The 15,600-nt window shown below is 48.6% G+C and carries 14 protein-coding genes; 7 read left to right on the top strand and 7 right to left on the bottom strand.

Going from position 1 to position 15,600, the window contains the following annotated elements; genetic code table 11:
* Nucleotides 1–272 precede the first annotated feature (272 nt).
* Complete coding sequence (locus ACSF8W_RS21035) at nt 273–716, top strand: ATP-dependent zinc protease family protein (RefSeq protein ID WP_500849066.1); 444 nt, start codon at nt 273–275, stop codon at nt 714–716.
* Nucleotides 713–1,618 carry a 30S ribosomal protein S6--L-glutamate ligase gene (rimK, locus tag ACSF8W_RS21040; RefSeq protein ID WP_500849067.1) on the top strand — a complete coding sequence of 302 codons (906 nt, stop codon included), beginning with the start codon at nt 713–715 and terminating at the stop codon, nt 1,616–1,618. Before ACSF8W_RS21035 ends, rimK begins: the two co-directional genes overlap by 4 nt.
* 110 nt (nt 1,619–1,728) lie before the next feature.
* On the opposite strand, the gene proX is transcribed toward rimK, so the two are convergent.
* The 4 genes from proX to ACSF8W_RS21060 all read right to left on the bottom strand — a co-directional run bounded on the left by proX (nt 1,729) and on the right by ACSF8W_RS21060 (nt 6,154).
* A complete protein-coding gene (proX, locus tag ACSF8W_RS21045; protein WP_500849068.1) occupies nt 1,729–2,739 on the bottom strand; it encodes a glycine betaine/L-proline ABC transporter substrate-binding protein ProX in 1,011 nt (336 codons plus the stop codon).
* Entirely contained in the window at nt 2,736–3,812 is a 1,077-nt protein-coding gene (gene proW, locus ACSF8W_RS21050; protein ID WP_500849069.1) for a glycine betaine/L-proline ABC transporter permease ProW, read from the bottom strand. The genes proX and proW overlap by 4 nt, the downstream gene beginning before the upstream one ends.
* Nucleotides 3,813–3,816: 4 nt before the next feature.
* Nucleotides 3,817–5,004: a glycine betaine/L-proline ABC transporter ATP-binding protein ProV gene (gene proV / locus ACSF8W_RS21055; protein ID WP_500849070.1), complete on the bottom strand. Its 1,188-nt coding sequence runs from the start codon at nt 5,002–5,004 to the stop codon at nt 3,817–3,819.
* 472 nt (nt 5,005–5,476) lie between these two features.
* Nucleotides 5,477–6,154, bottom strand: a complete 678-nt coding sequence (locus ACSF8W_RS21060) for a helix-turn-helix transcriptional regulator (protein WP_500849071.1) — start codon at nt 6,152–6,154, stop codon at nt 5,477–5,479.
* Nucleotides 6,155–6,617: 463 nt separating this feature from the next.
* Between ACSF8W_RS21060 and ACSF8W_RS21065 the strand changes: the two genes are divergently transcribed.
* On the top strand, nt 6,618–7,598 hold the full coding sequence (locus ACSF8W_RS21065; RefSeq protein ID WP_500849072.1) for a DMT family transporter: 981 nt from the start codon (nt 6,618–6,620) through the stop codon (nt 7,596–7,598).
* An 886-nt stretch (nt 7,599–8,484) separates the two neighbouring features.
* Here ACSF8W_RS21065 and ACSF8W_RS21070 read toward each other — a convergent pair.
* From ACSF8W_RS21070 to ACSF8W_RS21080, 3 genes are all read right to left on the bottom strand, one after another.
* Complete coding sequence (locus tag ACSF8W_RS21070) at nt 8,485–9,660, bottom strand: diaminopropionate ammonia-lyase (RefSeq protein ID WP_500849073.1); 1,176 nt, start codon at nt 9,658–9,660, stop codon at nt 8,485–8,487.
* A gap of 81 nt (nt 9,661–9,741) precedes the next feature.
* The gene (locus tag ACSF8W_RS21075; RefSeq protein ID WP_428475775.1) at nt 9,742–10,128 is read right to left on the bottom strand and encodes a RidA family protein; all 387 of its coding nucleotides are present in this window, start codon (nt 10,126–10,128) and stop codon (nt 9,742–9,744) included.
* Between the two features lie 23 nt (nt 10,129–10,151).
* The gene (locus ACSF8W_RS21080; protein WP_500849074.1) at nt 10,152–10,829 is read right to left on the bottom strand and encodes a helix-turn-helix transcriptional regulator; all 678 of its coding nucleotides are present in this window, start codon (nt 10,827–10,829) and stop codon (nt 10,152–10,154) included.
* Between the two features lie 338 nt (nt 10,830–11,167).
* Between ACSF8W_RS21080 and ACSF8W_RS21085 the strand changes: the two genes are divergently transcribed.
* The 4 genes from ACSF8W_RS21085 (at nt 11,168) to ACSF8W_RS21100 (ending at nt 15,589) form a co-directional block, all read left to right on the top strand.
* On the top strand, nt 11,168–12,334 hold the full coding sequence (locus tag ACSF8W_RS21085; RefSeq protein WP_500849075.1) for a M24 family metallopeptidase: 1,167 nt from the start codon (nt 11,168–11,170) through the stop codon (nt 12,332–12,334).
* Nucleotides 12,335–12,405: 71 nt separating this feature from the next.
* Entirely contained in the window at nt 12,406–13,236 is an 831-nt protein-coding gene (locus ACSF8W_RS21090; protein WP_500849076.1) for a maleate cis-trans isomerase family protein, read from the top strand.
* 172 nt (nt 13,237–13,408) lie between these two features.
* Entirely contained in the window at nt 13,409–14,365 is a 957-nt protein-coding gene (locus ACSF8W_RS21095) for a DMT family transporter (protein WP_500849077.1), read from the top strand.
* Nucleotides 14,366–14,434: 69 nt separating this feature from the next.
* The gene (locus tag ACSF8W_RS21100; protein WP_500849078.1) at nt 14,435–15,589 is read left to right on the top strand and encodes a M20 aminoacylase family protein; all 1,155 of its coding nucleotides are present in this window, start codon (nt 14,435–14,437) and stop codon (nt 15,587–15,589) included.
* Nucleotides 15,590–15,600: the final 11 nt, after the last annotated feature.

Here is a 15,600-nt window from a genome sequence, read left to right on the forward strand (position 1 = left end):
AGGCAGTTAGCCCTACTTTCAATGATCTACTTCCCTCTTCTGATCACGGCAACCCCCGCATGATCCCCTGTTTTTCTACCTCCTCCTCATTCGTTAAACGCCTTAATAACCTTTTATTTTATAGGGTTAAGACCTTGTTCATGGGGAGAAAACCGCCCCTTTCGCCGGCAATTTGACAGATTCAGCTATAATTTTTCACTGACAACCTTTCAAGCGCCTCAGCGTACATACACCCCCAACCTTTCACGTCCAGACCAATAAGGGTTATTACGATGACAAATATGATGATTGTCGGCTGGCGAGAAACACTTAGCTTACCGAGCCTAGGCATTACCAAAATAAATGCTAAGGTTGATACAGGAGCCAGAACATCATCCCTGCATGCCTTCAAAATTGAAGAATTTCAGCAAGGTAACGAACTGTGGGTAAGATTTTGGCTTCACCCCGAACAAGACAATACAGCGATCGAACAGATCTGTGAGGCCAAAGTGATTGACCAACGCGGAGTAAAAAACTCTGGGGGCCAAGAACAAACCCGCTATGTGATCCAATCGGACTTGACCCTTGGCGGACAAACTTGGCCGATCGAAATCACCTTAGCGAATCGTGACAATATGGCTTATCGCATGTTGCTTGGCCGCACGGCCATGCATGGCCGGATCATGGTAGACCCTGAGCAATCTTTTTTAATCGCTTGCGAGGAGAGCAAGAAATGAAAATTGGCATTTTGTCACGTAACGCAAATCTCTATTCCACCCGGCGCCTTATTGAGTCGTGCGAAAGCCGTGGCCATGAAGTCAAAGTGATTGATGCCCTACGCTGCTACATGAATATCAACTCCGAGAAACCGCAGATCCATTTTAAAGGGGAAGAGCTCTCCGATTTTAACGCCATCATTCCGCGTATCGGTGCGTCCGTCACCTTTTACGGCACCGCCGTACTGCGCCAGTTTGAAATGATGGGGGTGTATCCGGTCAATGAATCGGTCGCGATCACCCGTTCGCGCGATAAGCTACGTTCCATGCAATTGTTGTCCCGCAAAGGGATCGGGATGCCGATCACCGGCTTTGCCAGTAAACCCGATGACATCAAAGATTTACTCGACATGGTAGGGGGCGCCCCTGTGGTGATCAAACTGCTCGAGGGCACACAAGGGATCGGCGTGGTCTTGGCGGAGACCAAAAAAGCCGCCGAAAGTGTGGTGGAAGCCTTTATGGGGCTAAAAGCTAACATCATGGTGCAAGAGTTCATCAAAGAAGCCGGCGGCGCGGATATTCGCTGCTTGGTGATTGGCGATAAAGTGATTGCCGCCATGAAACGACAAGGGGCAAAAGGCGAGTTTCGATCTAACCTGCACCGTGGCGGCTCGGCCTCTCTGGTAAAAATCACGCCGCAAGAACGCCGAACGGCGGTCGCGGCCGCAAAAATCATGGGGCTCAATGTTGCAGGGGTGGATTTACTGCGTTCTGAACGCGGCCCGTTGGTGATGGAAGTCAACTCCTCCCCCGGATTAGAAGGCATTGAAGCCGCCACCGGTAAAGATATTGCAGGTATGATTATCGAATTTATCGAAAAAAATGCCCCCAGCAAACGCACTCGTACCCGAGGACAAGGCTAACGCGTTCTCCCTCCGTTCGCTTGCGCATACCGATCGCTCTGCGTCACACCGTAGACAGCAAAAAGCCGACGCACAGGGCGTCGGCTTTTGACTATAGACCTCGGTGACGGCTACTGCGCCGCTTGTTTCGCGGTATTCAGCCAGCCATTGAAGGTGGACTGATTCGCTTTAATCCACGAATTCGCGTGTGCTTCAATATCTGCCGATGAGTTCTTGCCTTTGCTCATCAACATGTTTTGGGCGCTGACATCGTTGATGTTGAGTTCGATGATCTCAAACAGTTTCGCCGCTGCAGGGTTATTAGTCGTAAACGTCTTATTGGCGATAATACGCATCGAGTTCATTTCAAACCCGTAGTTCTTACCGTTTGGTAGTGTGGTATCGACATTCTTACGCTCACCCGGCAAGGCTGAGAACGGCACTTCCAGCCATACCACATCTTTACCCGGGATCAACACACCACTGACCCAATACGGCGTCCACGTGTAATACAGGATAGGATCGCCTTTCTTATAACGAGAAATGGTATCAGCAATGATCGCCGCATAGTTACCTTGGTTATGCGCGACAGTATCACGTAATTTAAAGGCACTGAGCTGCTCTTCGATCACCATCTCACAGCCCCAGCCTGGGTTACACCCGGTCAGGTCGGCTTTGCCATCACCATCAGCATCAAACAGTTTGGCCAATTTCGGATCCGTGAGCTGGCCGATATTGGTGATACCGTGCTTTTCAGCCGTTTTCTTATCAATCAAATACCCTTGCGCCGCACCCGTAATGTAATGGCCTTTGCGGTACAGTTTTTCGTCACCGCCTGCCATGGTGTATTTGTCCGCATGTAGCGGGAACCAACCCACGGTCAGGTATGTCGCATCCCCTTCCGCAATCGAGGTATAGCCAACGTTGTAATCGACTTCTTTGGTTGGTTTTACGGTATAGCCCAACGCTTCAAGGGCTTTGTTCACGATGAGCGTCTGAAAAGTTTCTTCAGCAACGGTCGATTGTAACGGCTGTACCGTCACCCCTTGGCCAGGTAACGATTCGGCCCATGCACTACCCGCGGCACACGCCGCAGAGATCAAGACACTGGCAGTCAGTGTCTTCTTCCATGAAGTGATCATGCGTTTTCTCCCATTTTTTTTACGCTTACAGACGATGATTGACGACGTACCATCAGGCCAACAGGCCCTTGGTGGTACCACTTACTTTTGGCATTGCGCAAGTTTGCACCTAATGCCTGCGTGATCCTGTCGAGCAAAATCGCCAGAATCACAATTCCCAGCCCCCCAACGGCGGCCAGTCCCATATCTAATCGGCCAATGCCGCGCAGTACCATTTGCCCCAGCCCCCCGACGGCAATCATGGAGGCAATCACCACCATTGACAGTGACAACATCAGAGTTTGATTCACACCGGCCATAATGGTTGGCATGGCGAGCGGCAATTGAATGCGATAGAGCATTTGTTTCGGGCTGGCCCCAAAGGCATGACCCGCTTCTATCAACTCCTCCGGCACTTGCTGGATCCCCAAAATGGTCAGTCTGACTACCGGTGGCAACGCAAAGATAATCGTGACCACAACGCCGGGTACGTTACCGATCCCGAACAGCATCACAATCGGCACCAAATACACAAAGGCTGGGGTGGTTTGCATCGCATCCAAGATAGGCCGCACCACTTTGGCCGCCGTCTGACTTCTCGCCAGCCAGATCCCCAGCGGCAAACCGAGCAATAAGCAGAAGAACACCGAGGTCATCACCAATGACAAGGTTGTCATGGCTTGTGTCCATGCACCGATCAAACCAATCACGAGCAACGCACCAAGGGTCGATATCCCCAACTTGAAGCCTGCAAATTGCCACGCTAACAAGAACAAGAGGACCAACATGAACGGGGCTGGTGTCGAGACCAAGGCGGATTCAAAGGTGGTTAAGATAAAATCGATCGGCACGCGAATGGCCTGAAACACGGGGCGGCCGTGTTCAACCATCCAGCCCAAACTGGTTTCTACCCATTGATCAAACGGGATGAGGGCTTCATTAAAGGGTTGCTGCCAATCAAACGCGGTTGACGCGGCATCGGCATCCGTCAGCCATGCCTGTTCGGCACTGTCTGATGAGGTGGTCGCCCATGGATCAGCCTGTTGTTCCGTCTGGCTCCATGGATCACTCGCAGGCGTACTTTCCTTAGCCATGTGTTTATTCCCTGTCTAATGTCTGAAGTAATCGTGCTTTAGTGATGACGCCATAATAGTGCCGCTCGTCATCAACCACTGGCACCGCATAAGGCACACTCGCCACCGGTCCGAGCACCTGATTGATCGGCGCATCAGGCGAGACGGATAACGGATCTGGCAATGCAGCGCTGGCCAGTGGGCGATCATCATTGTGGGCGCGAGTGAGCGACTCGACAGACACAATGCCGGAGAACTTATTGGCTTTATCGACGACAATGCCAAACTCTCGGTCATGCTCAAGCAACAATTGCAGCGCGGCCGCGGGGCCATCCACTTCGGATTTTTTCACCACCGCCGCCGGTTTTTTACGGGCGATATCTTTCGCAGAGAGGACCGTTGCGACATTCACGCCACGGAAGAAGGAACGAACATAATCATTCGCCGGATGATGAAGGATTTCATCAGGGGTTCCGACTTGCACCACCACGCCGTCTTGCATAATGGCAATTTTATCGCCGATGCGCATGGCCTCGTCCAAGTCGTGGGAGATAAACACAATCGTGCGCTTATCATCATTTTGCAGACGGATCAGCTCATCTTGCATCTCGGTTCGAATTAATGGGTCCAACGCAGAAAAGGCTTCATCCATTAATAAGATATCCGGATCGCACGCCAGTGCACGGGCTAACCCGACCCGCTGCTTCATGCCGCCGGACAATTCATCCGGGTAGGATTCGCAGTGGTTACCCAAGCCGACCCTTGTCAGCGCCGCACGGGCATTTTGTTGGCGCAACTCAAGGCTGAAACCCGCAAGCTCCAAACCGAACGCGGTATTTTCAATCACGGTCATGTGCGGCATAAGGGCAAAATTCTGGAAGACCATCGAAATGTTATTCCGCCGCACCTGACGCAGTTCATCTTCAGAGATATGGGCAATATCACGATCACGCAATAGCACGTTACCGCGTGTCGGCTCAATCAAGCGATTGAGCAAGCGCACCAAGGTCGACTTGCCCGACCCCGATAACCCCATGATGACAAAGATTTCCCCTTCATTGATCTGCAAGGAAACATCGTGCACCCCCACGGTTAATCCCGTTTGAGCGAAAATCGTGTCCTTATCCAGTCCCTTCTCGATTAACGGAAACGCCGCGTCAGGCTTATTACCAAACACTTTATACAGGTTCTGTACTTCTAATATGGTTGCCATTCAAACTCATCCTTGGCCTTGAACCATTAACAATTTAATCACAAAACAACGCATCGAACACTAAACAAATATGACAGCGAGATCAATCTTCCCCCTGCATCACATTCTCTGTTGCGCCTAGCCGGCAACATCACGACGAACCATGATTTTCCAACAAGATAGTTTGCGTTCTAATGGTGTGAAATTATTGTGCAACTACTGTTTTAGTATCAAAAGTTAGCACAAAAAGCGCACAGAACACAAAAATACTTTGAACTCTAACTATTTTCAATTCATTCAATAAGGGGCCATGACGGCACGACAAAACCCTTCGAGAAGTAATGAATTGCAGCCGAAATATAGGTGAAAAGTGTCTCAAAAAAGCGGTAGACAAGAGAGGGAGAAACAGAGAACAACCATGAAGAGGTCATGTTGTTATCACGACAAAAAAAGAGGCCGAATGGCCTCTTCAATGTCGCAGTAGGGTTAAGTATTACGCTTTAAATTCACGCAAATACTTATAAATCGCATGGCGGGTGATCCCCAGTCGTTCCGACACGATGGCTGTTGATTCTTTCAGCTCAAAGATACCGTTATCAAATAACTGCTTGGTGATCGCTTTATTTTTTCGTTTTAAATTCACCGCGCTGTCATGTTCAATTTCAGTAATGGCATGGTCAAGCGCCTGATTGATCACATCATTTGCGCAAGCGCTGAAGTTCTCACTTACACCAATATTGCTATGTCCGATATCGGGCATCAATGTTTTGATGATTTCGGGAAACGGAAACGACAGATTCATATTGATACAGAACATACCAATCGGCTTGCCTTCCTCTCCCGCCAAGATACACGTCGTCGACTTCAACAACGCGCCATCTTTACCTTGCGTAAAGTAACTTTTCGGCGTCACTTCACCGGTTTTTTCAAAAGCGCTGATCATTCTTAAGCCGAGATCGGTGATCGGTGATCCAAGCTTCCTGCCAGTATGGTGACCATTCACAATTTTCACGACCGACTTCTCAAAGCTCTCAAACGAGTGAATGACCACCTCGCTATGCGGCCCAATAAAATCGGCGATGGTTTCTGCTAACCGAAAATACGTAGAGAGGATCTCCTTATCCTTATCGGTAAATTTTGTTGACTGAGCTTCTGGGGTGTCGACACACATTTTAGATCACTTTTGTTAACTTTAACGAGTAACAGCCAGATGAAAATCCGCCATTTTTCCGAGCGATATTCCAATATCTTTGACTATGAAACGCTTTGTTGACCCTATTTGCAATACAAATACCGTTTCATACCCACAAAAGTTGAGCAAAATCACTAATCCAGAACAAAAACATCGCACAGAGTTCACTATCGTTAACTTGTCGATTCCGGTCACATTATTTAACCCTGATGTCGCTACACTAGCTCACATACTGTCAACGTAATCAATAGCAAACCTAAAAGTTCACTTTCTGTAACTTTTATCAGCATGACAAACCGATTCCACACCGTGTTTAACCATCGACGTTGATCAGAAATAAGTAACGACGAAATAGCAAACCACCTCACCGGTAGTGAGTGAACAACGGAAAGCAACACTGAAACCTTTTTCTTTTCGCTTTACACAATTTAGGAAGGTCAATATGGACATGAAAAATAGCAATGTACTTCTGGGATGGGTTGCCGCCATTTCTGTTGCCGTTATCTGGGGTGTCACCGGGGTGGTGTCTAAACCGCTGTCGATGGCGGTAGATCCGATGACATTGGTATTTTTCCGCTATGTCACCGCGGTGATTGGCCTGTCTGTGATTTACTTTTTCACGTCGAAAAGCGCTTCGCTAAGCAAAGATTTAGGCGGCAGCTTAAAAATTGACAAGAAAGACATTTTGAAAATCGCCCTTTGCGGCATCATCGGCCAAGGGGCGTTCTCTCTCTTTAATTTCTTGTCATTGTCTCACATTGGCGCGACGGAAAACGGCGTGATCCAAGGCATGCAGCCTTTTGCGACCGTCTTTTTTGGCATGATGTTCATGAACTTTAAGATGAACAAAGTGCAATGGGGGGCATTTACAGCGTCTGCATTGTGCATCTACGCCATGAGTGTGGGACCAACAACCGCGGTTGAGAACGGTAATTCACTACTGGGCTATGCCTATGTGACCGCCTCTATGCTATCACTGGCTTGGACTGCACACCTACGTGGCAGCCTTGCTGAGAAGTATGGTTCTGTTGTCTCTATGCTGTACCAGTACATTTCTGTTGCCGCACTGGGTGTTATCGCAGTATTCGCGATGGATCTCGACCTGTCACAAATCAACATTATTCTGTCTAGCCCACTGCTGATTGGCCTACTGATTTTCTTGGGTACGGGCATCTCAGGCGGTAGCTACCTGATCCAGCTTTACTCTTTCAAACAAATCGGCGTAGAAAAAGCGACGATGGCCCTGAACCTGATGCCACTTGTTGGCTATGTGGTAGCCGTCATGACACTGGGCGAAGAAATGGTACTGAGCAAAACCATCATTGTTTCACTGATTGTGGTAGCACTGTACATCTTCACCAAGTTTGAAACCAAAGAAACGGATAACAGCAAAGACGCAGCGCTGGTACCACAAAAAGCATAATTACATTTCACCTATAAACAAAAAGCGCTGCAGGCTATCTGCGGCGCTTTCTTGTTTTCCCCATGCTAGCCAATCACATACGCAGCACTGCGCTCCTCTGCATGGCTTTCTTCGCCCTCAGTGACAGTATTCCACATCAGCGTTGGCTCCCCCTTTCTTAACGGTACCGCCGATGAGTCAAAGACCATTTAACGGAATAATCCGTCAATAAAAGCGACCTGAGCAACAACCGGAACAACGACCTAATCAATGGCAGACATCGCCCTCAAAGGCCGTTACGGCTGACTTTTGAGGCTATGAGATGACGTAGGGATATGAGAGGTGGTAAGGGTATCTCGCCCCGTGTGATTGCACAGAGACCGTCTGTGAACGAGTACGGAATGACGCGGTTACTTATCCCGCTCTACCGTTTGTGACATGGCAAAATGCAACCGTGCTTTTAACGCATCTCTTTTCTTTTGTCGCTTTTTCTCTAAGTAATGCAATAGAAATGATGGCATGAACCTAGCTCCTTAACGTTCTACTTATCGTATGTGCTCGCTTGGTAAAAATAGACCGCCCCTCACAATATGCACCTAAGCTCACCTTTATTCCGGTAAAAATCCTACTTAGCTCACGTTGATGTTTCTATTTTAACCGCGTAAATACAAAGTGTTGCACCTGTTATATACCTAAAGCACACTTTTGCCAACCCTGTTGTATTCACCCAGGGCATACGAAATATAGCGTTTCACACTGAACGTCAGCGCACGACAGATAAAAATACAAAAAGAGTGTGAAAATAACAGCACTCCGCCAGTCATTGCATGTTTCATCGCAATAAAAAAAGAGGCCTTTCGGCCTCTTCTTTATCAATCTTTGGGGGGATCTAGCAAATTGCTATAGATTATAGGGCTTGCTCGCCTTCCCACACGATACGACGGTAGCGTGCTGGGTTCGTGTCGCCTTCTGTGCTAAATAGCATTACCACAGAATCTTCACCCAGACCCATCATTTGAGCGTGGGCACGGCCTTCTTCCGTCGTCATCAGTAGGTACAACATACCCATGGTGATCGCGCCTGATTCACCACTGATCACCGCTTCGTCGCCGTTCAGTGGGTTACCAAGAATACGCATACCGGTTGCTGCCACTTTGTCTTCAACAGACATGAATGAATGGCTGCAATCACGTAGAACAGGCCATGTCACTGGGTTTGGTTCACCACAAGCAAGACCTGCCATGATAGAACTTAGTGAGCCCGTTACGTTAACCATCTCGCCTTCAAGGCCAGAACGGTAAATACAATCTGCTGCTGCTGGTTCGCCGATGATCGCGTTGAAGTTATCTGCACCTAGACGATCAGCCATAAAGCCAAGTACGCCGCCAGCCATTGCACCAACACCTGCTTGAAGCAGTACGTGTGTTGGTAGACCTTCAGCCATTGCTTCTGCCTGCTCAACCGCTTCGTCAGCCATGGTCATGTAGCCTTGAGAGATCCATGTTGGGATCTGCTCGTAACCTTCCCATGCTGTATCTTGCACCAGCATCCAGCCGTTTTCTTCAGCCGTTTTGTTTGCTAGACGTACGGTGTCATCGTAGTTAACGTCAGTCACGATGCACTCTGCACCCAAGCCGCGGATACGATCAACGCTTGCCTGTGGTGAGCCAGCTGGCATGTAAACAACGGCTTTCTGACCCATTTCACGTGCAGCCCAAGCCACACCTGTACCGTGGTTGCCAGCGGTCGCGGTAGTGAATGCCAATGGCTTTTCTAGCTTAGATGACACGGTTTTCAGGTCGATTTCGCTGATGTCCATGTTCAGGTGCTCAGCCAATACGCGACCTAGCGCGTAAGAACCGCCCAGCACTTTAAATGCGTTCAAACCAAAACGTTTTGACTCATCTTTCACCAAAATTGCTTTCACGCCTAGCTGCTTAGCCAGGTTAGGTAGCGAAACAAGTGGCGTTGGGGTGTAGCCATCAATCTGCTGGTGGAAAGCACGCGTTGCCGCTGCGGCTTCTTTAGAAAACAGCGCGCTAACTTCGCCAGTGTAATTTGGGTTTTTAGATACTTTTAACATCGCGATCACTTCGGGCTAGAGGGTGAAAAAACTGGCAAACCTAAAACAGGGGAAACGGTTTGCCAGATTTAAAACAAAGAATTACTTGTTGATGTAAGCAACAGCTTCTACTTCAACTAGCGCATCTTTTGGTAGACGTGCTGCTTGTACGCATGAACGTGCAGGTGCAACGTCAGTACCGAAGAACTCAGTGTACACTTCGTTGAATGCCGCGAAGTTTTCCATGTCAGACAAGAAACATGTTGTTTTCAGCACGGTGTCCATTGATGCACCGGCTTCTTCCAAAATCGCTTTCAGGTTAGCCAGAGACTGACGCGCCTGCTCTTTAATGCCACCTTCCGCAAAAGCCATGGTTGCTGGATCAAGAGGTAGCTGACCAGAAGTGAAGACGAGATCGCCAAAGCCCAATGCTTGTGAGTAAGGACCGATGGCTGCTGGTGCTGAATCTGTGTGGATTTGTGTTTTCATTGTATGTCTCTTGCTATCCGTAACTATGACTTAAACTCGCGCAAATATTTATAAATTGCATGGCGAGTGATACCCAACCGTTCCGAAACCATTGCTGTGGCTTCTTTTAATTCAAAGATGCCGTTTTCAAACAACTGCTTCGTAATGGCTTTGTTCTTACCTTTCAAATTGATTGAGGCATCATTCTCAATGTCGGTGATGGCGTGATTTAACGCCTGATCAATCACATCATTCGCACTGGCGCTGAAGTTTTCACTGACCCCAATATTGGTATGACCCATTTCTGGCATCAGTGTTTTGATGATCTCTGGAAACGGAAATGACAAATTCATGTTAATACAGAACATGCCAATCGGTTTACCCCCCTCACCGGCGAGAATACATGTCGTCGATTTCAGCAACGCGCCGTCTTTACTTTGGGTAAAGTAGCTTTTCGGCGTGACCTCGCCCGTCTTCTCAAACGCGCTGAGCATCCGGAGTCCCAAATCAGTGATTGGGGATCCCAACGTCCTGCCGGTGTGATGTCCATTCACAATCTTGACGACTGATTTTTCAAAGTTTTCAAAGGAGTGGATAACCACTTCACTATGAGGCCCGATGAAATCTGCAATGGTATCTGCTAACCGATAGTACGAAGTGAGGATCTCTTTGTCCTTACCAGTAAACTTTGTTGACTGTGATTCAAAGGTCTTCTCGCTCATCTTAGGTCACTTTTGTTAACTAACATTGACGACATTGTGATGCAAAGGCCGCAACCTTTCAACTGCAAAATCAATTTTCGTTAACTATGGAACGCTATAAATGCTTTCTTAGCAACTAAAATAGCAACCAAAGTTCAAAAAAGTTGACCTTGCTCACTAAATTCATCCCGACAACCCTCTAATCAGTTCACAATAGTTAACTCTGAGAATCAGGTCACATTATTTAACTGAATTATCAGTAAACTGGCCGCCATAACGTCAACAATAGTGAACTTTAATGATTTTTGGTTCACTAGACGTAACCGAAATAAAAATAGATAAGTAATGAGGGATAACACATGATGAATCATCTAGCTCGCGGTTTTGAACTGGCTGAATTTGAAGAGCGTACAGCGCGTGCACAAAAAGTAATGCGTGAGCAAAATCTTGATGCAATGATCTTCACCACTGAGCCAAACGTTCGCTACTTCACCGGCTTCCACACGCAATTCTGGCACAGCCCAACGCGTCCTTGGTTCTTGGTTATCCCAGCTGAAGGCAAGCCAACTGCGATTATCCCTGAGATCGGTGCAAGCGGCATGGCCGGTACTTGGATCGACAACATCATTACTTGGCCTTCACCACGTCCAGAAGACGACGGTATCAGCCTAGTAGCAAGCTTCCTGAACTCGCTACCTTGCCGCTTCGGCCGTGTCGGTGCCACGCTGGGTATCGAATCTCACCTGCGTATGCCTGTAAACAACTACGTGAAACTGACTTCTCTTGTGAAGAAAGAGTTCGTGGACGTTTCTCTAGAAATGCACGGTCTTCGTCAGGTTAAGTCACCTGCAGAAATCGCAAAAATCAAAGAAATCTGCCGCATCACTAACGTGGGTTTCGCAAAAGTGCCTGAGTACGCACGTGCTGGTATGTCTGAGCGTGAAATCTGTAAGCGTTTCCGCATCGACATGCTAATGGAAGGTGCTGATGAGTGTCCGTACATCATCGCAGGTTCTGGCCCAGACGGTTACGACTCCATCATCATGGGTCCAACTGACCGTGTAATCGAAGATGGCGACGTCTTGATCATCGACACCGGTGCGGTACGTGATGGTTATTTCTCTGACTTCGACCGTAACTGGGCGTTCGGCTCTGCAAGCGAGCAAACAAAAGACGCGTACCGTGCAACGTACGACGCGACAACGGCGGGCTTTGAAGCAGCGAAACCTGGTGCAACCACCACTGACATCTACAACGCAATGTGGAAAGTGCTAGAAGCCAACGGTGCGCTAGGTAACGACGTAGGTCGTCTAGGCCACGGTCTGGGTATGGAGCTGACTGAGCGTCCATCTAACACCGCAACAGATAACACCGTACTAAAACCTGGCATGGTAATGACGCTAGAACCTGGCATGGTTTACGCACCAGGTAAGTCAATGGTTCACGAAGAAAACATCGTGATCACCGAAAATGGTGCAGAGTGGTTGAGCGAGCGTGCTGAACCAGAACTGATCATCATCAAGTAATTCGCAGCACCCTGACGACGACATAACAATAAGGGCTGGCCCACCAGCCCTCATCAAAGAGAAAAACACACATGAACACGATTGAAGACTTTAAGCAGTTTGAAGTGCCACTTTCGTACGTACCAGCACCACGTATTAACCGTACTCACATTGGTCTGGTTCAGCTAAGTACTGACCACTCTCTTGAAATGGATTGGGCAAAGCTACTCGGCACTCAAGCCGCTGTTTTCAGCTCTCGCGTTTTCTACAGCAGCGAAATGACACCTGAAGCGTTGGATCGCATCGCAAACGGTATCAGCGAAGCGTCTGATTTGATCGCTTACGGCCTACCAATGGACGTAATGGCATTCGGTTGTACCTCTGCCTCTATCATCATCGGTGAAGAGCGTGTGGCTGGCCTGCTAACCGCTAACCGTGGCGATATCCCTGCGACCAACCCGTGGACCGCTGCACAAGCCGCCTTTAAACACCTTGGCGCGAAAAAAATTGCCGTGTTCTCTCCGTACCCAACGGACGTTAACTTCCCACTTTACCAGCAGCTTACCAAAGCCGGTTTTGAAGTGGTTGTGCTAGGCTCTCTGGGCATTGAGCGTGATACTGATATCACGACGGTATCTAAAGAATCCATGCTAGAAGCACTGGAAAAAATCCTACCGAACTCAGGTGCAGACCTTGTGTTCATGTCATGTACTAACCTACGCGTACTTGACCATATCCAAGAAATTGAAGACCAATTCAATATCCCAGTCGTATGCAGTAACTCTGCGATGTTCTGGCACGCGATGCACCTAACTGGTAAAGCTGCATCTTGCCCAGGCTACGGCCACCTTCTGAATCTTGGCACAACAGCGCCAGTAGATTTAGACCGCATCATGAACATCGACACAGAAGCGACAGCGTAATCGTTCTTTTTAGATAACGAACGAATGACAGATAGGTTGTCAGTCAAAAAGTATCAAGTTTAGCGTTACCGGTTAGCGACCGTCCCCATGAAAGAGTTACGGAATTTAGGCCTTAAATAGGGGCTTACGGGGACGTTCGTCTTAATTAAATGGACAATAAAGGATTTAGATTATGAACCGTACAACAACAGGTTGGATAGCTGCAATTTTCATCGGTCTTCTATGGGGTATTCCATGGATCGTCGGCACCCCGATTTTGGAAGTGATGGATCCACAAGTACTCGTGTGGGCTCGCTATACTGTGGCTTTCATTACCCTTGCAATTATCCTTAACGTGGGTATTGCAACCGGTAAAGTTGAGAAGAAACGTGATTTTAAACTGAACTGGGAAAACCGTCATGACATCGTGTGGTCTGCCGCGTGTGGTATCATCGGTCAAGGTGCATTTAGTTTCTTTTCATTCCTTTCTCTTGACTATATCACTGCCTCTGAAAACGGTGTTATCCAAGGCTTGATCCCTATCTTGATTCTGACTGTCGGTTTCTTCCGCCACAATGCTCGTTTCTCTACCCTGCAGATGGTTGCAGCACTGGGTGCGTTCGTGGGTGTAGCGATTCTGGTTATGGATCCAACATCAGAAACCAGCGGTTTCAACATCGGTCACTTGATCTGTTTCGCAAGTGCGGCAAGTTTTGCAACCATGGCTTACGCTCGTGCTGAACTGGCAGAGAAATACGGCTCTGTTGCGACCATGTTCCACCAGTTCGTGTTCGCTTCAATCGGTTTCGGTCTATACCTTCTGTTCACAGGCGCTGACCTAAGCTCTGCACTGGGTATCTTCAGTTCTCCACTGCGTATCCTATGTATCACTATTTTGGGTGTAGGTATCTCTGGTGTGAGCTACATCATCTACATCTACGCTATGGAGCGTGTAGGCGTTGATGGTACAGGTATGGCACTGAACCTAATGCCACTGTCTTCATTCGTACTGGCTGTGTTTGCACTGGGCGAATCAGTAACACCAATGCGTCTTCTAGCAATCGGTGTGGTTATCGTTTCTATGATGATGTTCATGAAGTTCGGTAACGACAAAGCGAAAGCAGAAGCACTAGAAACACAAACAGCATAATCCAATAAATATAATATGAAGCGCAGCAGGTTTCCTGCTGCGCCGTTTGCACAAAAGAGGAAGTTCATTATGACCATTAAACAACAAGTGACTGAATGGCGTCGTCATATCCACAAACACCCTGAATTTGGCTTTGAAGAGGTGATGACTGCCGAGATGGTCGCGACTAAACTCGAAGCGTTTGGTGGTATTGAAGTTCACCGTAACATCGGCCAAACCGGTGTTGTCGGCATCCTTAAATGTGGTGACAGCGATCGCTCTATCGGCCTACGTGCTGATATGGATGCGCTACACATCCACGAAAAGAATACATTCTGTCATGCCTCTGTTCATGAAGGCGTGATGCACGCGTGCGGCCACGACGGTCACACGGCAATGCTACTGGGTGCAGCCCACGAATTAGCCCGTACCCGTAACTTCGACGGGACGGTTTACTTTATTTTCCAACCGGGTGAAGAGCACGGTGTGGGCGCAAAAGCGATGATCGCAGACGGCCTGTTCACGCGCTGGAAGATTGATGCGGTTTACGCGATGCACAACTTGCCGGGTATTGAAGCCGGTCACTTTGTGACACGCCCTCACTCGCTAATGGCGAGCGAAAGTAGCTTTGAAATTGAAGTGATCGCCACGGGCGGCCACGCGGCGATGCCACACATGGGCACGGACCCTATCGTTGTGGGCGCACAGATCGTGACAGCGATTCAGACCATTGTTTCTCGCCACCTAAGCGCGATTAATGAAACCGCTGTGATCTCTGTGACCGAGTTCGCGACCAACGGCACGGTGAACGTGATCCCTTCTCGTGTCACGATTAAAGGTGATACGCGCAGCTTCACTGACCAAGCATTGCACAAGATTGAAAAAGCGCTTGAGCGTGTTGCAGCGGGTACGTGTATGGCTGCGGGTGTTGACTACAAGTTCAACTTCAACAATAGCTTCCTGTCTACGATCAATACTCCGGAAGAAACGGCACATGCGGTACGCGCAGCCATTGCGGTTGCCGGTGAAGACAAAGTAAACGGCAGCTGTCAGCCTTTCACCATCAGTGAAGATTTTTCGTTCATGCTGCGTGAAGCCAACGGCTGTTACATCCTTGTGGGTAACGGTGTGGGCGAATGCGGCGGCACGGCGCTACACAACCCACTGTACGATTTCAACGATGAAATCCTGATGTCAGGCGTGAACTTCTGGCAGACATTGGTTGAGCAGCAACTGAACAAGTAGTTCTCCCCTTT

The organism is Photobacterium sp. 270122K, from assembly GCF_059941365.1.